This window comes from Anaerobacillus sp., assembly GCF_046314235.1.
GTDB lineage: Bacteria > Bacillota > Bacilli > Bacillales > Anaerobacillaceae > Anaerobacillus.
In genome coordinates, this window is record NZ_JBKBWN010000004.1 from 365,425 (window position 1) to 389,229 (window position 23,805).

Here is a 23,805-nt window from a genome sequence, read left to right on the forward strand (position 1 = left end):
TAGCTCGATTAAGGTAATTATGAAATTCACTCAGTAGTTATTCATTTTTCCTATAAACCTTCCAAAAACCTAAGGAATGTTTTATTATTAACTGGAAAAATTTTAAACGTAAAAAATTTAAAGAGATAATTTGAAAACAAACTTGCATTTCTAAACATTAATTCATATAATAACCTACATAAGATAATTACATCGAAAAATGTTTTGACGAGGATATGAGTTTTATTTTACGGTTTAAAGAGAGGGAAGTATTGCTGAGAACTTCCTAACACGGAAATAATCCTTACCACCTCTGAACTTCAGTAGGGAACTTAAAGTATCTACTGACGGCTACAACCGTTATTTCTCATGAGTTACATATAGTCTTCTATATGTAAGAATGAGGGTGGAACCACGAGCACAACACTCGTCCCTTTTAGAGGGATGAGTGTTTATTTTGTTTTTAACAGAAAATTCAGATAAAAGGAGTGTTCAACATGGAACAAGTGAAAATTTCTTTCCCAGATGGGGCAGTACGGGAGTATGATAATGGCGTAACGACAGAGGACATCGCAGCTTCTATTAGTCCAGGTTTAAAGAAAAAAGCGGTTGCGGGTAAAGTGAATGGAAACGTAGTAGATTTACTATTACCCATTACTGATGACGCTGCAGTTGAAATTGTTACACTAGACTCAAAAGAAGGCTTAGAAGTATATCGTCATAGTACGGCTCATTTAATGGCTCAAGCATTAAAGCGCCTATATCCAGAAATCAAGCTAGGAATTGGTCCAGTCATTGAAAATGGCTTCTATTATGACGTCGATCTTGCGAATCCGCTTAAACCGGAAGACCTTCCTGCCATTGAAAAAGAGATGAAAAAAATTATTAATGAAAACATTAAAATTGAACGTAAAGTTGTATCTCGAGAAGAAGCGTTACGCATTTATGAGGAAATTGGTGATCACTTAAAGCTTGAATTAATTCGTGAACTTCCTGAGGGAGAAGAAATTTCGATTTATGAGCAGGGTGAATTTTTCGACCTTTGTCGTGGACCACATCTTCCTGCAACAGGGAAAATTAAAGCTTTCAAACTTATGAGTATTGCTGGAGCTTACTGGCGTGGAAATAGTGATAACCAAATGCTTCAACGGATTTATGGAACAGCGTTTCCTAAGCAAGGTGAACTTGATGAATATTTACACTTCATTGAGGAAGCTCAAAAACGTGACCATCGTAAATTAGGGAAAGAGCTACAACTATTTATGTTCTCTGAAGAATCTCCTGGAATGCCTTTTTACTTACCGAAGGGACAAGTTGTCCGCACTGAATTAGAAGATTTTTCAAGAGAATTACAACGTAATGCAGGCTATGACGAAGTTCGAACACCATTCATGATGAATCAACGTTTATGGGAACAATCAGGCCACTGGGATCATTACCATGAAAATATGTACTTCTCAGAAGTAGATAACACAAAATTTGCGATGAAGCCAATGAACTGCCCAGGGCATATGCTGATTTTTAAGAATGAACTTCATTCTTACCGTGATCTTCCAATTCGAATGGCTGAGTTTGGTCAAGTCCATCGTCACGAGTTAAGTGGAGCATTAAACGGGATGATTCGTGTTCGTACGTTCTGCCAAGATGATGCACATATTTTTGTGACACCAAACCAAATTGAGTCAGAAATTAAAGAAGTGTTTAAGTTAGTCGATAAAATTTATACAACATTTGGTTTTGAGTATTCTGTGGAACTTTCTACTCGCCCTGAAAATTCAATGGGCGATGACAGACTTTGGGATCAAGCCGAAGATGCTCTTCGTAATGTACTTGAAGACCTTCAATTACCATATCAATTAAACGAAGGTGACGGAGCATTTTATGGTCCGAAAATTGATTTCCACATTAAAGATGCTCTTAAGCGTAGTCATCAATGTGCAACAATCCAGGTTGACTTCCAAATGCCGGAGAAGTTTGATTTAACTTACGTTGACGAAAATAACAACAAAGTAAACCCAGTTGTTATTCACCGTGCGATTTATGGCTCGATTGATCGTTTCTTTGGCATTTTAGTCGAGCACTTTGCTGGAGCATTCCCGACATGGCTTGCTCCTGTGCAAGTTGAAGTCATTGCAGTAAATGATGTTCATTTAGACTACGCAAAACAAGTAAAAGCGAAGCTACAAGAAGCTGGAGTCCGTGTTCACATCGATACTCGTAACGAAAAACTAGGTTACAAAATCCGTGAGGCACAAATGCAAAAAACACCATACATTCTTGTACTTGGTGATAAGGAAATTGAAGAAAGTACTGTAAACGTTCGTAAATACGGTGAACAAAACTCTGAAGCTGTTGGCCTTGAAACATTTATCTTTAACCTGAAGGAAGAAATTGCAACAAGGAAAAATAACCTAGCTTAAAAAGAAAAAACTGCTGCGGAAAATCTTGCAGCAGTTTTTTCTATTCTTAGTTAAACTTTTTCTCTAAATGAATAGTAGGTCCATCAATTGTGATGTTTTTTAAGATATTTAATTTGTTTTTTCGTTTCGATTTTAAATATTGCTGCTCGTATCGAATTGCGATATCCTCTTGTAGTCCTTTTGCTTTTATCTCCGTTTTCATTTCAGTCAACAAACTTTGAAATGCAAGGTCAATATCCCTTTCAATCTTTTTCCCCTTTTCGATGTAAGAAAAAAGAATTGGGAGAGTATGCTCACCATTTTCCTTTTTCCGCTCATATTCAATATAAGCTTCATTAATTAGTTCATTGAGTGATGTAACGGCTAGGTGTTCAATTTCCTGAAATTGCGGTAAGTATTTTTCTTCTAAATAATTTTGCTCTTGCCCTAGTACAGTTTGGAGCGGAAGAAGTAAGACACTGAAAAAGACTAATAAATATTTACTCACTTGTTCACCTTCCCTTTGTTAACGACGTTATTCGGATTTTCACGAAAATAATTTTCTACAGATACTATAGCAGTATGAATCAATTAATATAAATTTATCCTATTGTAGAAGTTTAATTATTGGTAACATTTTTATAGCACAGACTTAAAAAAAGATGTTATGCTAAATTGATAGTAAATAAATGACGAATAAACCCGATATATGAAATAGATACGATTTCTATCTGGCAAGGGGAAGCTTGTCTTCTCAAGGAGGAATAATGTTGACTAAAGTTGTGAATATAGAAGGATCTATTTCCCCAACAAGTTTAATCTCAGAATTAAGAGAACAACTTATAAATTTACAATTGAATAATGAAGAAGTACTGGCAATTCTGGATGATTTAACTGATATTTGTAACGCACTTGACCAATCAACGATCGTCACCATAACAGATAAACGCGGCATCATTTTAAGTGTTAATGATACATTTTGCCAAGTTTCTAAATATACGCGCGAAGAATTAGTAGGCAAAAGTCACACCCTACTTAAATCAGGATACCATACTGATGAATTTTTCAAACAAATGTGGACAACTATCACTTCAGGAGATGTTTGGGAAGGTGAAGTGAAAAATCGCGCGAAAGACGGCAGTGAATATTGGGTAAAAACCGTGATTTTCCCATTAAAAGATGAGCATGGTGTTCCTTTTAAATTTATCTCGGTCCGCACAGATATTACTGAAGGTAAGCTTTATGAAGATAAAGTGAGGGAATTACTAAAAAATGATTTTGTACAAGTAATGCAGAGTTTAGATAATTTTGTTTTTAAGCTCGAGAAATGTCAAGACAACTCATTCGTTTTTACATTAATTGCTGGGAAGTTGGCTAAAGAATTAGGAATTGATGAAACAGAACACTTACACAAAGCTGTCATCGATATATTTCCTGAGGATATCTACAAAAGGCTATTAAAACCAGTTGAAGAAACGTTCAATGGTGGCACAAGTAAATTTGAAGTGAGATATAATAAAAAATATTTATTTGTTACGCTCTCTCCATTCTACCGAGAAGGACTAGTAAGAGAAATTGTAGGTTCTGTCAGTGATATTAGCGATTTGAAAAATTCTGAGCTAATTGTTGAACATATGGCATATCACGACTCATTAACAGACTTACCAAATCGAAGAGTCCTTGACAAAGATTTATCGTATTTGCTTTCTGAAGCAGGAGAAGTGAATAAACAAATTGCTGTCCTATTTATAGATTTAGACCATTTTAAACGGATCAATGATACGTTAGGTCACGCAGTTGGGGACTATATTTTAATTATGGCTGCACACCGTTTACAAAAGTTGAATATTAGAAACTACGCAAAATCATCAAGGTTATATCACCTTGGTGGTGATGAATTTGTTTTTGTCTTAGATGATATTTCAGAAGAATCTGTTCAAAAAGTATGCGAATTTCTAATAAAGGTTTTTGAAAGTCCATTTTTATACAAACAAGCAGATATTCATCTGAAAGTTAGTATTGGTGTAGCTGTCTATCCATCAGGAGGAGAAACTCCTGAAGATCTCGTGAAAAACTGTGATATTGCTTTATTTGCAGCGAAAGACAAAGGCCGTAATACGTACTTGTTTTATGACTCATGGATGAACGAATCGTTAGTCAGAAAGCTCAAAATTGAAAATGATCTCCGTAAAGCATTGGAAATTGGTGAGCAGTTGCAGCTGTTTTATCAGCCACAACTGGATATTCGGAAAAATAAAATTGTTGGATTAGAAGCACTTATTCGCTGGTTTCATCCCGAAAAAGGCTATATACCGCCTCTAGACTTTATCCAAGTAGCAGAAGATTGTGGACTAATTATTCCTTTAGGGGATTGGGTCTTAAAAGAAGCTTGTACACAGTTGAAAAAGTGGCACGATCAAGGTCATTCTAACTTGAGGGTCAGTGTAAATATTGCAACGAAACATTTTCAACATCCTAGTTTTGTTTCTGATGTTACAAAGATTTTAGAGGGAGTCGCGTTATCACCGAAATCACTAGAACTTGAGATAACTGAGAATAGTTTACTCGACAGTACAAAGTCAACGATTAGTACTCTTGAAGCAATTAAGGAATTAGGCATTCAAATTGCTATTGATGATTTTGGTACAGGTTATTCATCATTAAGTTACTTGAAAAAGTTTCCAATTTCGACATTGAAGATTGATCAAACATTTGTGTATGAACTTCCAGAGAATGATGGAGATCGAGCGATTGTTTCTTCGATTATTAATTTAGCGCATAATTTGGGTTTAAGGGTTGTTGCAGAAGGAGTAGAAAACCTGGAAGTGTTACATTATTTACAAGCAGAAAATTGCGATGAAATGCAGGGTTATTACTTTAGTCGGCCAATTCCTGCTGATGATGTTAAAAATTTTTTAGAAAAACATGACAATAATTTCTAGTATAATTTTTAAAAAAACACTTGAAATGTTTCCTAGTTTCTTGTTAAGATGAACAAGTCGAATTTTTATACTTTACGTAATTATTTGTAGAAGAGTTGAAGTGTAAAATAGGAAAGTTTTTCGAAGACTTCTAAAGAGTTTTGCGAGTAACAAAACTAAACACTAATTACTTACTGCGATAAGTTGACAAACTAATTGCTTCTTGATATAGTTACCTAGTGAATTAAATATTGGAACCAATGCAAGAAGAAGCGCCCGCTTCTCACCTGGCTGACTAATTGAGTTTGCAGGTTACTTTAGTTGATTACAAATCAATACAGGTGTGGGCGTTTATGCGTCTACACCTTTTTTATTTGGAAAAGACAGTCAATCTTCCAAATGAGTAAGTAGCTTTTTCATGCTTGGTCCTTTTAGTAGAGCAACTGAAATGTTCATCTACGTTAAACTAGGTTTACGATTGCTTTCAATTAGCAAAGTTTTTCTAAAATATCATGGAGGTGGCTAGTTATTAGTAAAGACATGTTAGTCAATGAGGGCATACGTGCTCGAGAAGTTCGTCTTATTGGCGCTAACGGAGATCAAATTGGGGTCAAAACGAGACAAGAAGCTTTAGAAATGGCGCAAAACGCAAACCTTGACTTAGTTATGGTTGCACCTGCTGCTAAACCGCCAGTATGTCGTATTATGGACTACGGAAAGTTTAGATATGAACAGCAAAAGAAAGATAAAGAAGCTCGTAAAAATCAGAAGATCATCACAACCAAAGAGGTTCGCTTGAGCCCAACGATTGAGTTAAATGATTTTAACACTAAGCTTCGTAATGCAAGAAAATTTCTTGAAAAAGGAGATAAAGTAAAAGCGGCGATTCGTTTCCGCGGTCGTGCTATTACTCATTCTCAGATCGGTAAAGTTGTTTTAGAGCGTTTAGCTAAAGAATGTGAAGACATTGCAACGATTGAATCGGCTCCAAAAATGGAAGGCCGAAGCATGTTCTTAATTTTAGCACCAAAAGCTGAAAAATAAACTTAACTGGTTTTAAATAGTAGGAATGAATAAGGGAGGATTTACCGATGCCTAAAATGAAAACTCACCGTGGTGCGGCAAAACGTTTTAAGAAAACAGGCTCTGGAAAGCTTAAGCGCTCGCACGCATACACAAGTCACTTATTTGCAAACAAATCAACAAAAGCAAAACGTAAGCTTCGTAAAGCCGCTATTGTTTCTAGTGGAGACTACAAACGTATTCGTGAAATGTTAACGTACAAAAAATAATTGATTTTTTTCAACAGAATGTTGAGAATTTGAGGAGGGAAACACGATGCCAAGAGTAAAAGGCGGTTATGTCGCTCGTCGTCGTCGTAAGAAAGTATTAAAGTTAGCTAAAGGTTACCATGGTTCCAAACATAGATTATTTAAAACTGCGCAAGTCCAAGTAATGAAATCATTACTTTATGCTTACCGTGATCGTCGTCAAAAGAAACGCGACTTCCGTAAGCTTTGGATCACTCGTATTAACGCAGCTGCTCGTATTAACGGTCTTTCATATAGCCGTTTAATGCACGGATTAAAAGTTGCTGGTATTGACGTGAACCGTAAAATGCTTGCTGACTTAGCAATCAATGACGAAAAAACTTTCGCAGAATTAGCTGCAAAAGCAAAAGCGAGTCTATAAATACAAAATTGAAAAGTCGCTCTCGACCATGAGAGTGGCTTTTTTCTCTTTTAGAGTGTAGAGTTAAAATATCTAGTTAAGATGTTACGAAACAAATCTAACGTAATTAAAAGAAAGTTGGTTTTAGCAGTGACAATCAAAGCACTAGTCGCATATGCTTTCTTGATTAACCTGATTTCATTCATTTATATGTATGTAGACAAGCAAAAAGCCCGACGTGGCGACTGGCGGATACCAGAAAGAAGTCTTTTTATGTTGGCACTTGCAGGCGGCAGTATCGGCATTTTTATCGCAATGAGGTTGTTTCGTCATAAAACGAAGCATTTATCATTTAAAATAGGAATACCTATGATCTTTTTACTACAAATCATCCTCATTGGTTATTATCTATAATTCTATATCATATTGCTTTATAGAGGTTGTTCTAAAAGTCCGCTTTTTAAAAGGAGGAGGGAACACATGATTGAGCAGTTATCAGAATCCATTCCCATCTATATTGAACAGAGCGGTGTAATAGCACCTATCTTATTTGTTTTATTTCACCTTATTCGCCCGTTATTGTTTCTTCCCGTTATTTTTGTTTGTATGGTCGGCGGCTATTTATTTGGGGTAATTTACGGCTCTATATTTTCTATTATTGGTCTGACCTTAATGTGTATTATTTTTTATTTTATAGTCAGAAAGTTTCCAAATGTCCTTTCAAGGTTTGAAAAAATGAATAATAAGATGCTTAAAAATCGTCCATTAACAATGAATCAAATTATGATTTTGAGAATGGTCCCTTTCGCTCACTTTCATCTATTGTCGTTATATGTAATGGAACAAACTAACTCATTTAAGGAATATGCAAAATATTCGTTTCTAGGTGTTATTTTACCGGGAGTCATTTTTACAAGTTTTGGACAAATGATTATAGATTTACCGTTGTTTTATTCGATTTTTCTATTGCTATTTTTATCGGTCATTTTTATAGGTGTAAGAAAAAGAAGTATCGAAAAACAGAAGAGCATTCAGTGGAGAAAGTTTTTTTCTGTAGGAGAATGAAGTTTATACCGGTTTTATACGATAGCTAATAAAAAGTGAGGCTGTCCCATAATCAAAGTATCAGTCACCGAGCCTACTATAAATAGATTTTGTACAAACCTATTTATAGTATGACTTCGCGGTGCTCTGACATTTATGGGACAGCCTCATTACTAATCCACGCTTTCTTAACGTAATAATAATTCCTTAATTGGACTTTTCCAATTAATTGTCGTATTAGGGTATGCCAATAAAATTTCTTTTTCAATAAAATAAAAGTCTTCTTTATTTAGGCCTTGTAACTTATCTGTGCTTTTAGCCCATACTTGCACACTTACAACCTCGAAGGCATTTTCCGTTGTCCCTAAATACTTTTCACCTTCAAAAAGGACACCCCGGTAAGTAATCAAAAAGTTTTTTCGCACATTTTGACTGTCATCTAAAAAATAAAATAGTTTCTTCTCGTGAGCTAATTCAAGTTTTCGTTTTGGATTCACCAAATATTTAATGGCACTATATGCTAAAATAAACAAGGCAATTAAAATTAAAAGTCGAAACAGAAAAACAGCCATTGCTCTTCACCCCTAGCTAAAGTTCATCTTAGTATATTACGTAATGACAAAAAAAACTATCTTATATTTAGCTACGAATGAATAACAAAAAAGTTTCAAATTTTTTAGTTATGGAGTTGATTAATTTTTATGAATTTCAAACAAATGTTTCAAATGCAAAAGGAGCTTGATGAACGTATTAGAAACGAGCACAAGCTTATGAATGTCAATTTAATTGATGAGAAAATTTTAGCTTTTCAAGTTGAACTAGGGGAACTTGCGAATGAGACGAGGTGCTTTAAATATTGGAGTTTAAAACAAGCGAGCCCAAAAGAGGTTATTTTAGAGGAATACGTTGATGGCATTCATTTTTTGCTTTCAATCGGAATTGATTTACAGACAGTCGATATCTCAGTAGAAGATCAAGAAAACGAAGGGAATTTGACTAAACAATTCTCAATGATTTATGAGCAAAGTAGTCAGCTAGCAAGAACAAAAGTAAAAAAAGAGTTTATTGAACTTTTCCAACAGTATTGGTTTTTAGGAACTCTTTTAAATTTCACATCGACAGAAATAGAAGCGGCTTACATAGGGAAAAATGAAGTGAACCACCAACGACAAAATCAGGGCTACTAGCCGCAAAAAGTTTAGAGCATTATTTATACATTTTTGCTTGTACGAAGTGTGGTAGCTAACATCATTGGCTAATCATTGAGATTTATTTCGGGTATCGTTATAATTGTATTTGTTAATGAATTTCATCATTCATTATTTTCGCTATTAAGTTCTAAATGTAGTTGCGTAGAAACCGTTCGCAACTACATTTAGATTGATATAGCTCAATTAAGGTAATGATGAAATTCACTCAGGTAGATAATTTTTATAGGGGGTATATACATATGGATAACACTTTAAAGATGTTAAAAGATTTAACAGACGCAAATGGAATTCCAGGAAACGAAAAAGAACCTCGCGATGTAATGAGAAAGTACATTGAACCATTTGCTGATGAAGTGACACAAGATAATCTTGGTAGTTTAATTGCTAAGAAAACAGGAACAGCAGCTGAACCGAAAATTATGGTAGCAGGCCATTTAGATGAAATCGGTTTGATGGTGACAAGCATTGATGAGAAAGGGTTTGTACGCTTTCAAACCGTCGGCGGTTGGTGGGGCCAAGTAATGCTTGCTCAGCGAGTGACAATTATGACGCGTAATGGTTATGTTCCTGGGGTTATTGGTTCAAAACCACCACATATTTTACCTCCAGAAGCTCGTAAAAAACCAGTTGAAATAAAAGATATGTTCATTGATATTGGAGCTTCAAGTAAAGAAGAGGCAATGGAGTTTGGGTTGCGTCCAGGAGATGCAATTGTTCCAGTTTGCGAGTTCACAGTGATGAAAAATGAAAAAATGCTAATGGCAAAGGCTTGGGATAATCGCATTGGTTGTGCCATCGCCATTGAAGTGCTTCGTCAGTTAAAAGACGTTGAGCATCCTAACACTGTATACGGTGTAGGTACAGTTCAAGAAGAAGTAGGTCTGCGTGGAGCAAGGACTTCTGCCCACAATATCCAACCAGACATTGGCTTTGCAGTAGATGTAGGTATTGCTGGAGATACGCCTGGAGTCACGGACAAGGAAGCATTAGCAAAAATGGGCAATGGTCCACAAATCATCATGTATGATGCGTCAATGATCGCTCATAAAGGCCTTCGTGATTTTGTAACGGATACTGCTGATGAAGCAGGAATCCCATACCAATTTGATTATGTAGCAGGTGGAGGTACAGATGCAGGTGCTATTCATTTAACTGCAAATGGCTCACCAGCTTTAGCAATTACGATTGCAACTCGCTACATTCACAGTCATGCAGCAATTTTACACAGAGACGACTTTGAAAACGCAGTTAAATTAATTGTTGAAGTGATCAAAAAGTTAGACAAAGAGACAGTAGCGAAAATTACATTTGATTAAAAATAACGATGCTGACCCATAAGTGTCAGTGTACCTCGTAGTGAATATGGTTGATAATTATTAACGTAACAAAATCTTCCGAAATTACTGCAGTATGATCTAATCCCCGTTAAAATAAAGTAACTTAAAGTTGATTGGGGGATTAAGACATGAAAAAAGAAGCATTAAAATTAGCTGTAGAGATCATTCGTCTTGATCTTATTAGAGATGAGATGTTGGAAGAACTTATTGTACTTGCAGGAACTGAGGCATATGAGATCCTGAGGAAAGTTCAAAATGCACGTTAAATAAACAAAGATAAGAAAAAGCTTGGCAATTTGCCAAGCTTTTTCTTATCTTTGTAACCCTTGTGAAATCGAAGAAATAACTTGCTGTCTACTTTCTTCATCTGCTTGCTTCCAGTATACCTCAAATAATACACCTAAACCTGGTAGCATTTTCTCTTCGCCACTTTGCATTGCATCATCAATTGTTGCTTTTACATCATCTTCAGTACTATTAGCGACATTTGCTAAAATTGCACCACGTAAATTAAATCCCAATGTTGGCCACTCCTTTATGGTAAAATAAAAAAATAATCAGAGCCATTTGGCAGTTCTGTTATAGTATGCCAGCATATGGACGAGAATATGAATAGAACTTGTAAAAAATAAAAATGTATACAAAGTAGCGTAATTGAGGAAAGATCTACATTTTTTACATTGAAAAAGGAGTTTACAATGGAACGTATTGAATCAACGAAAAATGTGAGAATTAAAAATGCGAGAAAATTACATACACGTAAGGGTAGAGAAAAATTAGGGAGTTTCTTAATTGAGGGAGAACATCTTGTTGAAGAGGCATTAAACTCAAATGTAATCATTAACGAAATTTATATTGAAGAAAATTTTATCATCCCATCCAAATGGGAGATCGATAATGTCCAAGTTTACATAGTGAATGAAAAAATTATGAAAGAAATTTGTGAAACAGAAACTCCTCAAGGCGTAGTTGCTATTTGTGAACTTTTAGGGAGAAAGCCATTACAGCTTGAGAGAAATGGAAAGTACTTATTAATTGATCAAGTTCAGGATCCAGGAAACTTAGGGACAATGATAAGAACAGCAGACAGTGTAGGACTATCTGGTGTCATCCTCGGTCATGGAACCGTTGATGTTTATAATAGTAAAGTCATGCGATCAACGCAAGGTTCGTTGTTCCATTTACCAGTTATAAAAGGCGATCTTGTAGAATGGGTTGAAAAACTTAAGGAAGCATACATACCTATTTATGGAACAGCTTTAAATGAAGACGCAAAAGCTTATAAAGACGTTGAAAGTCAAGAAAGCTTTGCCTTATTAGTAGGGAATGAAGGCAGTGGTCTTTCCAATGTACTAATGCATTTAACAGATGAAAACTTGTACATTCCTATTTATGGACAAGCAGAATCCTTGAACGTTTCGATTGCCGCTGGGATATTGCTTTACCATTTAAGGAAATAACGCTAAACCTGGATTGTACTTATAAAGTTCAAAAGAAGATTTGCCTTCTCGAAAAAAATAATTTATAATTGTAAACGAATTTCATATTTGAAAGACTGTGAAAGAGAGTAGTAAATTGCCATACGTCATCCAGGGATGAGACGCCTTAGGCTGGAAGCGTTTCTATGATAGAAGCAATTGAATTCGCTCTAGAGTCGGCACCGGAACATAAGAAGTACTTATTAAGGTTGCATCGGTCAAAGACCGTTATCAAGTTAGAGTGAACGTTTCAGTTTGATTCGTTAATTAGGGTGGTACCGCGAAGCTTTTCGTCCCTTTTGGGATGAGAGGCTTTTTTATTTTTACCTTTTTAAGGTAAAGGAGAAATAGATCTTAACGCCTTAGAACTTAGCAACAAGCTAGTACTCTAATTATAAGAAATCTTAGGTACATAAATAAAGGAGGAAAAACAATGCAAGAACGTTTAAAGGAGTTAGAGCAAGAGGCTTTAAGCCAAATTAAAGCAGCGACATCATTAAAAGAGTTGCAGGATATTAAAGTTTCTTACTTAGGAAAAAAGGGTCCGATAACAGAAGTCTTAAGAGGAATGGGAAAGCTTTCTGAAGAGGAGCGTCCAGTGATTGGTCAATTAGCTAATGATGTAAGAGGAGCAATTGCAAATAAGTTAGAAGAGAAGGTATCAAAGCTAGAAGAACTTGAGGTTGAAAAGAAATTAGCTACTGAAAGCATTGATGTTACGTTACCAGGTCGTCCGGTTCAAGTAGGTTCTAGTCATCCTCTCACTGCCGTAGTAGAAACGATTGAAGACATCTTTATTGGTTTGGGCTTCGAAGTGGCGGAAGGGCCTGAAGTAGAAACAGACTATTACAACTTTGAAGCGTTAAATTTACCGAAGGACCATCCTGCTCGCGATATGCAAGATTCTTTCTATATAACAGATGATATTTTGCTACGAACTCATACATCACCAGTTCAAGCCAGAACAATGGAAAAGTTTAATGGTCAAGGTCCAGTAAAAATTATTTGTCCAGGAAAAGTATTCCGTCGTGATGATGATGATGCAACACACTCACATCAATTTATGCAAGTTGAAGGTCTGTACATTGATGAAAATGTTCGGATGAGTGATTTAAAAGGGGTCCTTTTAGAGTTTGCTAAAAAATTCTTTGGACCTGACCAAAAAATTAGATTAAGACCAAGCTTTTTCCCGTTTACTGAACCATCCGTAGAAGTAGATATTTCGTGTGTGATTTGTAATGGCAATGGTTGCCGTATCTGTAAAGAAACAGGTTGGATTGAAGTGTTAGGTGCTGGAATGGTTCACCCGCGTGTTTTAGAAATGGGTGGTTTTGATCCTAACAAATACTCAGGTTTTGCTTTTGGAATGGGTGTTGAGCGATTAGCGATGTTAAAATACGGTATTGATGATATTCGTCATTTTTACTTGAATGATAAACGGTTTTTAGAACAGTTCAAACGAGCATAAATCATTACAAAACAATGAGCGCTCTGCGCTTTTATATCGAGGAGGAAACTAGTGTGTTAGTATCTTTTAATTGGCTTAAAGATTATGTCCAGCTTAGTGATATTACGGCTGTAGAATTAGCAGAACGCTTAACTAGAAGCGGTGTTGCTGTTGATATTGTTCATCAATTAAATAAAGGGGTTTCAAATGTTGTCGTTGGGCATGTTGTCTCACGAGAGCAGCATCCTGATGCTGATAAGTTAAGCTTATGTCAAGTAGATGTAGGTGAAGAAGAGCTTGTTCAAATTGTCTGCGGAGCGAAAAACGTTGCTCAAGATCAAAAAGTAGCCGTTGCTAAAGTGGGCGCAGTGTTACCTGGTAATTTTAAAATTAAAAAAGCAAAGCTACGTGGTCAAGCTTCTAATGGAATGATCTGTTCTCTTCAAGAATTAGGAGTTGAAACAAAATTCGTCCCTAAAGAAGTATCTGAAGGTATTTTTGTATTCCCTCAAAATGTAGAAGTTGGCAAAGATGCATTAGAATATTTAAACTTACATGATGAAGTGTTAGAACTTGATTTAACACCAAATCGTGCTGATTGTTTAAATATGTTTGGGGTTGCTTATGAAGTGGGTGCGATTTTAAGTAGAGAAGTCAACATTCCAATTCCAATTATTCAAAATTGTTCAGACCATGTCTCAGATTATATTCAAGTGAAAGTTGAAAGCCTTGAAGATAATCCGTTGTATCGTGCCATGGTTATTAAAGACGTAAAAGTAGCTACTTCACCTCTATGGTTACAAAATAGATTAATGGCAGCTGGAATCCGTCCAATCAGTAACGTTGTTGATATAACTAACTATGTACTTTTAGAATATGGCCAACCACTTCATGCTTTTGACTATGACCGCTTTGGCTCTAAAGAAGTAGTCGTTAGAAGAGCGACAGACGGCGAAGAAATTGTTACTTTAGATGACACAACACGTAAACTTTCGAAAGACCACCTTGTCATTACAAACGGTATAGAGCCTGTTGCTGTTGCCGGTGTTATGGGTGGAGCTAAATCAGAAGTGCAAATTGACACAACGACAATCTTACTTGAAGCTGCCTATTTTAAAGGGAAAACAGTTAGAAGAGCTTCGAAAGATTTAGGCTTACGAAGTGATTCGAGTGTTCGCTTTGAAAAAGGAATTGATCCAAATCGAGTAGCGTTAGCTGCCGAGCGGGCAGCCCATTTAATTTGTGAACTTGCAGGTGGATCAATCGTTGAGGGCTGTGCCGAAGTAAATGAACTTGACGTAAAACCGTTACAGATCAATATTACTGTAGAAAAAATTAATCAAGCCTTAGGGACTGAGTTAACAGAGGAGATTGTAGCGCAAATCTTTAAGAGACTTCAATTCCTATTTTCTCAAAGTGATGATTTGTTTAGCGTTTATGTTCCAACCAGAAGAGCAGATATTACGATTGAAGCAGACTTAATTGAAGAAGTAGCAAGGCTTTATGGTTATGACCACATACCTACGACACTTCCAGTCGGTTTAACAACAGCTGGCTCATTAACGCCATATCAAATGCAGCGACGTAAAGTCCGACGCTTTTTAGAAAGTGTTGGCTTAAATCAAGCAATTACCTATTCCTTAACAAGTGCAAAGAAAGCAAGTGCTTTTGTGGAAGATGTCGGTAATGTCACTCCAATTCGTTTAGCAATGCCAATGAGCGAAGATCGTAGTACACTTAGAACTAGTTTAATTCCACACGTGCTAGATGTACTACAATACAACAATAATCGTAAACTTGATGATGTTGCCATCTATGAAGTAGGCTCAATTTTCTTAACTGAAGAAAAAGAGCTAAAAGAACAACCGAAAGAAAAGGAAATGGTAGCTGGGGCACTTACTGGAACTTGGCAAAGTCACCTTTGGCAAGGTGAGAAAAAGAAGGTTGATTTCTTTGTAGCAAAAGGTGTTTTAGAGGGGTTGTTTGAAAGTTTGGGTGTAACCAGCAGTATTCGTTATGAGGTAGCGAAAAAATCTGGTTTTCACCCAGGACGGACCGCTGCAATTACCTTAGCAGGTAATGAGGTTGGCTTTGTAGGTCAAATTCACCCTACCCTTCAAAAAGAGTTGGATTTAAATGAAACATTCGTTTTCCAAGTAGACTTAGAAGCGGTCTTATCTTTTGCAGGAAAAGATGTTTTCTATGAAGAAATTCCAAAATACCCAGCAATTTCGAGAGATATCGCACTTGTAGTTGATGAAACTCTTCAAGCACAAGCTGTAAAAGATGTCATTGTCGAGCATGGAGGTAAGTTATTAAAGTCAGTTCGACTATTTGACTTATACCAAGGAGACAAAATGGAGGCTGGATTAAAATCATTAGCATTTTCGTTGACGTACTTCGATCCGAGCAAAACACTTACAGATGAAGAAGTAACAAAGGTTCATAGTCAAGTACTAGAAGGATTAAAAGAACAATTAGGAGTAACACTAAGAGCATAAAGACAAGAACGGAAGGAAAAAATCCCTTCCGTTCTTTTTATAGAGAAAGGAAGTTCAGCGACTTTAATTAGCAATTGTCTACTCACTATGTTTCAAGTATAGTTTAGATAGGAGGGGTCTCGAAATGTATACAATTTCTAATATCGTATCCTTAAAGAAAGTAGATTATTGTGTTTGGCATGTGATCTTTCAAATGGATCATCATCCACTTGAGTATGCAACGGATTTCCTATATCTATTAAAAGAAAATAAGTGGGTGATTAATTCGCTCGTTACTCATGAGCTAACAAGTCTAATGCTAGGTCATTCTTGTATTTATTGTGGCGAAACGAAAATTGCCTGTTTTGTTACGAGTCATGAGTTTAAACTTGTTAAGCAAGGAATAATTAAGAATAATCAATTCCGTAACCAAGTAGCCAAGGAAATTGACAAACAACCAGACGAGATATCAATAGATGTTCTTGTTGTAAATAATAAAACTAAATGGGAAGAATTAGCTTCAGAAAATCGTTTTTACGGTAATTTACAACGAATTAAAAATCGTCAAAAAGAATAAAAAGGCTCCTAAAGTATTGCGATCAATGCTTTAGGAGTTTTTTTGCTTTTTCTGTATTGGCAAAGTGTACTTTGCAAAATTTAGTTAGCGCATCCACACCGTGAATTTCGATAAGTTTTGCAGCGGCTTTATCTACATGATTTCCCGCCCCTTTTGGAATTTCAAAACCAGCCTGTTCACTTAACTTATCCATTTCCTTTACAAAGGAATAGCGAGCGATAATCGATGCGGCTGCAACTGATAAGTGAAGTGATTCTGCCTTTGTCTGAAAAAACATGTTATCTTCTTGCACCTTATCCTTTTGGTCTGCGATATAACGATAGTAAATTCCACGTTCAACAAACTGATCGATTAAAATGCCGTCATAGGGAGTAGTCAGCTTCTTTTTTAAATGAAGCAACGCTTGATTATGTAATATCGCCTTCATTTTTCCTTGGTTCATACCTTTTGCCTGTAATGAATTATATTTTTCATTTGGAAGTACTAATAGACTGTATGGTATTTTCTTAATTAATATCTTTGCAATTTTGGAAATCTGGTCATCTTTCATACCTTTGGAATCTTTGACACCAAGTTCTGTAAGTTCTGCAAAATCCTCTTTAGATACAAAAGTAGCAACAACTGTGATTGGTCCAAAGTAGTCACCAGTTCCTACTTCATCAGAGCCAATTAAAGACATGCGGGAAAAATGAGCGCTGTTCCCACCAGTTTTTTCTTTAACAACTTTTGATCTACTATTAGGTTGAGGTTGTCTTTTAGCAAATTCAGCCCAAATCAAAGCTTCTTGCTCATGATTTGCACCTTGAAATAATACCTTACCTGACTTGTATGCAGTGATCGAGCAATTATGAGGCTTAGCTGCAAAGAGTGCGCCTTGAGGTAGCTTAGTTGCTAAATCATCTTGATAAAATGTCTTCATTTTTTCTATTGTGCTACTATCTAAAATTAAAACTCGCTGTGACAAACTGAAAACCCCTTTATATTCTCAAAATAAAAAAATACGTACAATTCCTAGATTGATTCGCTTTGAAATTCGTCGGTTTAATTGTATCACTAATTCCCAATCTTTCTCAATTGTCGTTCACCATATTTTCAATCGTTGCCGTTCGTGTTATGATAGAATCTAAGATTTTTGTTATAATTAAAGTAGTTAATTCTGTAAGATGCGGCATTAAAGTTTTGCTATTCTTTTTATTTTCTCGACTAATACATAGGTTCTTAAAAAGGGAAGTGTTTTTTACACGTTACAATAAGATAATTTTTAAAAGTCGAAGTTACAAAGTGTTAAGCACATAAAGCACAGAGGTTTGGTAGGATGAATTTCAGGAGTTGGCAAAAGTTTTTCTAAAGGGAGGCTCGTTGTGGGAGAAGAACCAGGTAAACGACGAACAACGGTATTAATAAATGGTCAAAATTATGTTATTTCCGGCAAAGCGGATGTCAGTCACATTCATGAAGTGGCTAATTTTGTCGATCAGAAAATGAAAGAAATGCGTAAAATTAACCCTTACTTAGACAAGACGCAGCTTGCCGTTTTGACAGCAGTTAATATTAGTGATGAATATTTGCGCTTAAGAAGACAAATGGAACAAGAACGTAAAAAGAGAGATGGGGAAAATTAAAACATGCTTAGTTTATTATTAATTATTCTACTAATTACTAGCTTCTTTATTGGTTTTCGAAGAGGCTTTGTTTTACAATTAATTCATTTGACAGGCTTTATCATTGCTTTTTTTGTTGCATACCGTTATTACAGCGATTTGGCAGTTCATATTCGCTTATGGATTCCATACCCGCAGTTTCCAAGCGATAATCCTGCGTTTATGTTAATAGATGCATTTAATGGTGAACACGTCTATTATAGTGGGATTGCTTTTGCTATTTTATTTTTTGGAACAAAAATAGCGATGCAAATTATTGGGTCAATGTTTGACTTCTTGGCACATTTACCGATTTTAAACGTTATTAATGGTTGGCTCGGTGGAATTCTTTGCTTCTTAGAAGTTTTGTTGATTTTAGTTGTTGTTTTACATATAGCAGCTTTATTACCAGTCGAACTTGTTCAAGACACGTTAAAAGAATCCACTTTAGCAAAATTGATTTTAGATTATACACCAATTTTGTCAAATCAATTAAAAGAATTATGGATCGAAAATAGGTTTTAGCCACTATGAGGGACTGCCACTTTGTAATAAAGTCAGTCCCTTCAGTTGTATAGGTTGATTTGTCCTATCTAAACTAGGTATCATAAAGGTTGAGGAAGTTTTTTAGCTTAGGAGTGAGGGGATTTTATGAATAAAAAACAAGTAATTCAAGCGTTAGAAACGATTGCTATATATATGGAAATTAAGGGTGAAAATAGTTTTAAGGTGTCAGCATATCGAAAAGCAGCTCAAGCATTAGAAATGGATGAAAGAATATTAGATCAAATTGAGGATGTCTCAAAACTTAAAGGTATCGGAAAAGGAACAGCTACAGTGATTGAGGAGTTAAAACATGAAGGGAAATCAAGTCTATTAGACGAATTAAAAGATGAACTGCCATGTGGGTTAATTCCATTATTGAAGTTACCAGGGCTTGGTGGGAAAAAGATTGGTAAGCTATATCAAGAGTTAGAAGTCGTTGATGTTGAAACATTGAAGCAAGCTTGTATAGATGAAAAGGTCCAAGTTCTCGCAGGGTTTGGCAAGAAAACGGAAGAAAAAATATTAGCGGCTATTGAAGAGTTTGGGAAACAGCCGGAGCGTTTGCCGATTGCTTTAGTGCTACCAGTTGCCCAAAAAGTTGAAGAGAACCTTGCAAAAATGGATGGGATTATTCGTTTTTGTCGAGCAGGAAGCTTACGTAGGTTAAGGGAAACGGTAAAAGATTTAGACTATATTATCGCAACAGCAGATCCTAAAACGGTGAAAGAGGAACTTTTGAAATTTCAAAATGTCGGTGATGTTATCGCTAGTGGAGATACAAAAGTTTCATTACAACTAAAATTTGAAGATCTCCGAATTTCTGTGGATTTTCGTCTCGTAAAAGATGAAGAGTTTGCTACTGCTCTACACCATTTTACAGGGTCTAAGGACCATAATGTTAAAATGAGGCAGCTTGCCAAAGATCGTGGCGAGAAAATAAGTGAATATGGTGTTGAGAATTTGGAAACTGGTGAAGTTATTACATTTGTGTCTGAAGAACAGTTTTTTAATCATTTTGGGCTCGAGTTCATACCACCTGAAGTACGAGAAGGTGATGGAGAAATTGATGCTTGGCAACAGCCAAATGAGTTAATTACATTGAAGGATATCCGCGGTGATCTTCATATGCACTCGACGTGGAGTGATGGAGCAAATTCCATTGAAGAAATGGCTGAAAGAGCTAGAGAAATGGGATATTCCTATATAGCTATTACCGACCACTCAAAATTTTTAAAGGTGGCTAACGGTCTTACAGAAGTAAGATTAAAAGCGCAACGAGAAGAAATCGCTAAATTAAATGAGAAGTGGGAAGATTTTACGATTCTAGCTGGAGTGGAAATGGATATTTTACCAGATGGAACACTAGATTATGCAGATGACGTCATTGAAGAAGTAGACTTTGTAATAGCTTCTATACATTCTTCTTTTTCACAAGATCGGGAAACAATTATGAGGCGTTTAACAACAGCTTTACAAAGCCATCATGTCGATTTAATTGCTCACCCTACCGGAAGGCTTATTGGTAAAAGAGAGGGATATGATGTTGATGTCGAGTTGTTAATTGATATCGCAATAGAAACAGATACAGCGCTTGAACTAAATGCAAATCCGCACCGCCTTGACTTGTCCGCTCTCTGGATTAAAAAAGCTCAAGAGAAAGGAGCTCGTATTATTATTAATACAGACGCTCATAATTTGGACATGCTAGAACATATGGAAATTGGAGTTGCTAGTGCAAGGAAAGGTTGGCTCAAAAAGGAAAACGTTATTAACAGTTGGGAACTTTCAGATGTTCTAAACTATTTAAATAGAAACAAATAAGGAGTTGGAGCAGTTGTTACAACAGCGTGTATGTCGTCTCCTCGAGTACGATAAAATGAAAGACCAGCTATTACAGCATGTTAGTTCCTCTCTTGGACGAAGAAAAGTTGAAGAACTCAGTCCAATGGTGAACATTGAGGAAATACAAGAAGCGCAAAATGCAACGTTTGAGGGAGCGAAAGTCATTCGTCTAAAGGGGCAAGCACCATTAGGTGGAATTCGTGACATTAGAGCAAGTGTGAAGCGTGCCCAAATCGGTGGCATGCTCAATGAGTTGGAACTATTAGATATAGCTAGCACGATTTATGGTGGTCGCCGCTTTAAGAAGTTTATTGAAGATATGATTGAAGATGAAATAGAGTTACCTATATTACAAGAGCTAGTAGCGATTATTACTCCTTTAACTGATGTTGAACGCGAAATAAAAATGTGCATTGACGACAATGGGCATGTCCTAGATTCAGCTAGTCCGACTCTTAGGACAATTCGTCAACAAATTAAAAGCCATGAGGCCTCTGTTCGTTCAAAGCTAGAGAGTATGATTCGCTCATCAAATAATCAAAAAATGTTATCAGACTCGATTATTACAATTCGCAATGATCGCTATGTCATTCCCGTTAAGCAAGAATATCGTAATAATTTCGGAGGGTTAATTCACGATCAATCTGCATCAGGAGCAACATTATTTATTGAACCCCAGGCTGTCGTGTCGATTAACAATCAACTACGAGAAGTTCGTGCTAAAGAAAAACAAGAAATCGAGAAAATCTTACATGAGCTTACAGCAAGTGTTTCCGAAGTAAGTGATGAACTAACGCAAAATGTACGGATTCTGGCAGAAGTAGATTTTATTTTTGCCAAAGCCCTATATTCAAGTGCAATTAAAGCAACTCAACCTAAACTAAATGACCTAGGGTTTATTAGTATGAAAAAGGCACGCCACCCTCTTATTCTAGATGAAGAAGTAGTGCCAATTGATATTGAGCTAGGGAAAACCTATAGCTCAATCGTCATTACAGGGCCAAATACAGGTGGTAAAACAGTCACATTAAAAACAACCGGCTTACTCACGCTCATGATGCAATCTGGTTTACATGTTCCTGTCGATGAAGGTTCTGAAATGGCGATCTTCCAATCTATTTTTGCTGATATTGGTGATGAACAGTCGATTGAGCAGAATTTAAGTACATTCTCATCGCACATGGTTAATATTATTGATATTTTGGAGCATGTTGATCATGAAAGTCTCGTCTTATTTGATGAGCTTGGAGCAGGTACAGACCCAACTGAAGGTGCGGCATTGGCTATCGCAATTTTAGATGATGTATATCAACGAGGTGCAAGAATCGTCGCAACTACACATTATAGTGAACTAAAGGCATATGCCTATAATCGCCCTGGAGCGATTAATGCTAGTGTTGAATTTGACGTTGAAACATTGAGTCCTACCTATCGGTTGCTTATTGGTGTTCCAGGTCGTAGTAACGCCTTTGCAATTTCCAAACGACTTGGTCTGAATACAGACATTATCGATAAAGCAAAAGCGCAAATCTCTACAGAGACAAATAAAGTAGAAAATATGATAACCTCTCTTGAAACAAGCCAAAAACAGGCAGAGAAAGAAATTGAAGAAGCTGTGAAAATTCGCGAAGAGGCTGAACGATTACGTAAACAATTAGTTGCTAAATTATCGGAACTTGAATTGGAAAAAGAAAAGATAATCGAAGCGGCGGAAAAGAAAGCGTTAGAAGCAGTTGAAACTGCAAAAGAAGAAGCTGAGTTTATCATTGAAGAACTAAGAGAGCTTCAAAAAGATGCTAACATTGTCAAAGAGCATCAGTTAATCGATGCGAAAAAACGTTTAAATGAAGCAGCTCCAAAACTAACAGAACAGAAGAAAAAAGCTGTTGTAAAAAATATCGTCAAACAGCTATTACCGGGTGATGAGGTTAAAGTAATTAGCTTTAACCAAAAGGGCCATGTTGTCGAAAAAATCTCTGAGAAAGAGTTCCTAGTACAAATGGGGATTATGAAGATGAAAGTAGCAATAAATGACCTTCAGTTAATTGAGCGTCCAAAACCAGTTGAACAAAAGCCAATGGCAACAGTTCGTGGTACTTCTCATCATGTTAAGCCTGAATTAGATTTAAGAGGAGAGCGCTTTGAGGATGCAATGCTTCGGGTTGAAAAATATTTAGACGATGCTCTGCTAGCTGGTTACAGCCAAGTATCTATTATTCACGGTAAAGGAACAGGCGCCTTAAGAAAGGGTGTTTTACAACTGCTAAAAACACACCCTCATGTAAAAGAATTAAAGATGGCAGGTATGAGTGAAGGCGGCCTTGGGAATACAATTGTACAATTTAAATAATATATCATAAGCTAGAAAACGAGTGTGGAGCAGCATTCGTGCATTTAATTTTTTTCTTTATGGGAGTTGGAAAATATATGGATCGCTTGTTCCAAATTGAGTTTGTATACACGGCAGCTTCCTATAGCGTCGTCGTTTTAGCAACTGTCTTATTTTTAGCTATTTTTGAAACCGTGACAAAATATAACAATTGGGAAGAAATTAAGAAGGGAAACTTATCCGTTGCCTTAGCAACAGGCGGGAAAATCTTTGGTGTAGCAAACATCTTTCGATTTTCAATCCAGCATAATGACTCTATCTTAACAATGTTAATATGGGGAGCCTATGGATTTACCTTGCTTTTGTTCGGTTATTTTATTTTTGAATTTTTAACACCAAAGTTTAAAGTTGACGAGGAAATTGCTCAAGATAACCGAGCAGTTGGGTTACTTTCATTTATCATTTCTGTCGGACTTTCATTTGTTATCGGAGCTGGGATAATTAAATAACTGAAAAATAAGAGAGATGCCAGCTTTTACAACCAATCATAGCTCAACTCTTAAATTAGGGAATGGAGAGAAGTATTTGGAAACACTTTGGAAAGTTTTATTTGTTTTTTGTGGGATTTTTATGCTTGCAGGGATTGTTTATTTATTTTTCATTGCGTAGTCTTGACTGATAAAAATTAATTTCCGACTATTGTCACTAAAAATAAACGTATCTTATTAAACCTTTGGAAATCTTAACACCGAAACAAAGCTCGTATTAAATTAATTTTGGTTAAAAGAAAGAGACTGACACATGTGAACTGCCCCCTGTCAAGTAGACAGTGGAAATAATAAAAATGATTTAAGCGGCTTTAGCTCTAAATTCCATAGGGCTAAGGCCGTTTAATCTTTTTTGG

23 protein-coding genes and 3 other annotated features are annotated in these 23,805 nt (G+C 36.1%); of the genes, 19 read left to right on the plus strand and 4 right to left on the minus strand.

Annotation, left to right across the window (positions count from 1 at the left end):
- Positions 1-195 precede the first annotated feature (195 nt).
- Positions 196-417 (plus strand) — a binding site (T-box leader).
- A 59-nt stretch (positions 418-476) separates the two neighbouring features.
- A complete protein-coding gene (thrS, locus tag ACK4M9_RS07830; RefSeq protein WP_409849122.1) occupies positions 477-2,399 on the plus strand; it encodes a threonine--tRNA ligase in 1,923 nt (640 codons plus the stop codon).
- Positions 2,400-2,445: 46 nt separating this feature from the next.
- On the opposite strand, the gene ACK4M9_RS07835 is transcribed toward thrS, so the two are convergent.
- Complete coding sequence (locus ACK4M9_RS07835) at positions 2,446-2,886, minus strand: hypothetical protein (RefSeq protein WP_409849124.1); 441 nt, start codon at positions 2,884-2,886, stop codon at positions 2,446-2,448.
- A 259-nt stretch (positions 2,887-3,145) separates the two neighbouring features.
- Here ACK4M9_RS07835 and ACK4M9_RS07840 point away from each other — a divergent pair, with 259 nt between their 5' ends.
- From ACK4M9_RS07840 to ACK4M9_RS07865, 6 genes are all read left to right on the plus strand, one after another.
- Positions 3,146-5,320, plus strand: coding sequence for a sensor domain-containing protein (locus ACK4M9_RS07840; RefSeq protein ID WP_409849126.1), 2,175 nt, complete (start codon positions 3,146-3,148; stop codon positions 5,318-5,320).
- 237 nt (positions 5,321-5,557) lie between these two features.
- Positions 5,558-5,678, plus strand: a sequence feature (ribosomal protein L20 leader region).
- 161 nt (positions 5,679-5,839) lie between these two features.
- The gene (gene infC, locus ACK4M9_RS07845; protein ID WP_409849128.1) at positions 5,840-6,343 is read left to right on the plus strand and encodes a translation initiation factor IF-3; all 504 of its coding nucleotides are present in this window, start codon (positions 5,840-5,842) and stop codon (positions 6,341-6,343) included.
- 47 nt (positions 6,344-6,390) lie between these two features.
- Positions 6,391-6,591 carry a 50S ribosomal protein L35 gene (rpmI, locus tag ACK4M9_RS07850; protein ID WP_071315687.1) on the plus strand — a complete coding sequence of 67 codons (201 nt, stop codon included), beginning with the start codon at positions 6,391-6,393 and terminating at the stop codon, positions 6,589-6,591.
- Between the two features lie 46 nt (positions 6,592-6,637).
- Complete coding sequence (rplT, locus tag ACK4M9_RS07855) at positions 6,638-6,991, plus strand: 50S ribosomal protein L20 (protein ID WP_409849130.1); 354 nt, start codon at positions 6,638-6,640, stop codon at positions 6,989-6,991.
- A 129-nt stretch (positions 6,992-7,120) separates the two neighbouring features.
- Positions 7,121-7,384 (plus strand): DUF1294 domain-containing protein, encoded by a 264-nt coding sequence (locus ACK4M9_RS07860; RefSeq protein ID WP_409849132.1) that lies wholly within the window; start codon positions 7,121-7,123, stop codon positions 7,382-7,384.
- Between the two features lie 66 nt (positions 7,385-7,450).
- On the plus strand, positions 7,451-8,035 hold the full coding sequence (locus ACK4M9_RS07865) for a TVP38/TMEM64 family protein (protein WP_409849134.1): 585 nt from the start codon (positions 7,451-7,453) through the stop codon (positions 8,033-8,035).
- A 167-nt stretch (positions 8,036-8,202) separates the two neighbouring features.
- Here the strand turns inward: ACK4M9_RS07865 and ACK4M9_RS07870 are convergent, their stop codons facing one another.
- Positions 8,203-8,586 (minus strand): sigma-w pathway protein ysdB, encoded by a 384-nt coding sequence (locus tag ACK4M9_RS07870; RefSeq protein WP_409849136.1) that lies wholly within the window; start codon positions 8,584-8,586, stop codon positions 8,203-8,205.
- 129 nt (positions 8,587-8,715) lie between these two features.
- On the opposite strand from ACK4M9_RS07870, the gene ACK4M9_RS07875 reads away from it, so the two are divergent.
- From ACK4M9_RS07875 to ACK4M9_RS07885, 3 genes are all read left to right on the plus strand, one after another.
- The gene (locus ACK4M9_RS07875) at positions 8,716-9,201 is read left to right on the plus strand and encodes a dUTP diphosphatase (protein ID WP_409849138.1); all 486 of its coding nucleotides are present in this window, start codon (positions 8,716-8,718) and stop codon (positions 9,199-9,201) included.
- A 263-nt stretch (positions 9,202-9,464) separates the two neighbouring features.
- Complete coding sequence (locus ACK4M9_RS07880) at positions 9,465-10,541, plus strand: M42 family metallopeptidase (RefSeq protein WP_409849139.1); 1,077 nt, start codon at positions 9,465-9,467, stop codon at positions 10,539-10,541.
- A 149-nt stretch (positions 10,542-10,690) separates the two neighbouring features.
- The gene (locus ACK4M9_RS07885) at positions 10,691-10,828 is read left to right on the plus strand and encodes a hypothetical protein (RefSeq protein WP_409849141.1); all 138 of its coding nucleotides are present in this window, start codon (positions 10,691-10,693) and stop codon (positions 10,826-10,828) included.
- Between the two features lie 45 nt (positions 10,829-10,873).
- Here the strand turns inward: ACK4M9_RS07885 and sspI are convergent, their stop codons facing one another.
- Entirely contained in the window at positions 10,874-11,083 is a 210-nt protein-coding gene (sspI, locus tag ACK4M9_RS07890) for a small acid-soluble spore protein SspI (protein ID WP_409849143.1), read from the minus strand.
- 177 nt (positions 11,084-11,260) lie between these two features.
- On the opposite strand from sspI, the gene ACK4M9_RS07895 reads away from it, so the two are divergent.
- The 4 genes from ACK4M9_RS07895 (at position 11,261) to ACK4M9_RS07910 (ending at position 16,544) form a co-directional block, all read left to right on the plus strand.
- On the plus strand, positions 11,261-12,022 hold the full coding sequence (locus ACK4M9_RS07895; protein ID WP_409849145.1) for a TrmH family RNA methyltransferase: 762 nt from the start codon (positions 11,261-11,263) through the stop codon (positions 12,020-12,022).
- Between the two features lie 88 nt (positions 12,023-12,110).
- Positions 12,111-12,341 (plus strand) — a binding site (T-box leader).
- 132 nt (positions 12,342-12,473) lie between these two features.
- Positions 12,474-13,508 carry a phenylalanine--tRNA ligase subunit alpha gene (gene pheS, locus ACK4M9_RS07900; protein ID WP_409849147.1) on the plus strand — a complete coding sequence of 345 codons (1,035 nt, stop codon included), beginning with the start codon at positions 12,474-12,476 and terminating at the stop codon, positions 13,506-13,508.
- Positions 13,509-13,561: 53 nt separating this feature from the next.
- Positions 13,562-15,988 (plus strand): phenylalanine--tRNA ligase subunit beta, encoded by a 2,427-nt coding sequence (gene pheT / locus ACK4M9_RS07905; RefSeq protein WP_409849149.1) that lies wholly within the window; start codon positions 13,562-13,564, stop codon positions 15,986-15,988.
- Positions 15,989-16,112: 124 nt separating this feature from the next.
- Entirely contained in the window at positions 16,113-16,544 is a 432-nt protein-coding gene (locus ACK4M9_RS07910) for a hypothetical protein (RefSeq protein ID WP_409849151.1), read from the plus strand.
- 22 nt (positions 16,545-16,566) lie between these two features.
- Here the strand turns inward: ACK4M9_RS07910 and rnhC are convergent, their stop codons facing one another.
- Complete coding sequence (gene rnhC / locus ACK4M9_RS07915; RefSeq protein WP_409849153.1) at positions 16,567-17,508, minus strand: ribonuclease HIII; 942 nt, start codon at positions 17,506-17,508, stop codon at positions 16,567-16,569.
- A 397-nt stretch (positions 17,509-17,905) separates the two neighbouring features.
- Between rnhC and zapA the strand changes: the two genes are divergently transcribed.
- The 5 genes from zapA (at position 17,906) to ACK4M9_RS07940 (ending at position 23,410) form a co-directional block, all read left to right on the plus strand.
- Positions 17,906-18,166: a cell division protein ZapA gene (zapA, locus tag ACK4M9_RS07920; RefSeq protein ID WP_409849155.1), complete on the plus strand. Its 261-nt coding sequence runs from the start codon at positions 17,906-17,908 to the stop codon at positions 18,164-18,166.
- Between the two features lie 3 nt (positions 18,167-18,169).
- Complete coding sequence (locus tag ACK4M9_RS07925) at positions 18,170-18,709, plus strand: CvpA family protein (protein WP_409849157.1); 540 nt, start codon at positions 18,170-18,172, stop codon at positions 18,707-18,709.
- A 126-nt stretch (positions 18,710-18,835) separates the two neighbouring features.
- Positions 18,836-20,551: a DNA polymerase/3'-5' exonuclease PolX gene (gene polX / locus ACK4M9_RS07930; RefSeq protein ID WP_409849159.1), complete on the plus strand. Its 1,716-nt coding sequence runs from the start codon at positions 18,836-18,838 to the stop codon at positions 20,549-20,551.
- Between the two features lie 13 nt (positions 20,552-20,564).
- Entirely contained in the window at positions 20,565-22,922 is a 2,358-nt protein-coding gene (locus tag ACK4M9_RS07935; protein ID WP_409849161.1) for an endonuclease MutS2, read from the plus strand.
- 77 nt (positions 22,923-22,999) lie between these two features.
- Positions 23,000-23,410, plus strand: coding sequence for a DUF350 domain-containing protein (locus ACK4M9_RS07940; protein WP_409849203.1), 411 nt, complete (start codon positions 23,000-23,002; stop codon positions 23,408-23,410).
- The last annotated feature ends 395 nt before the right edge of the window (positions 23,411-23,805 follow it).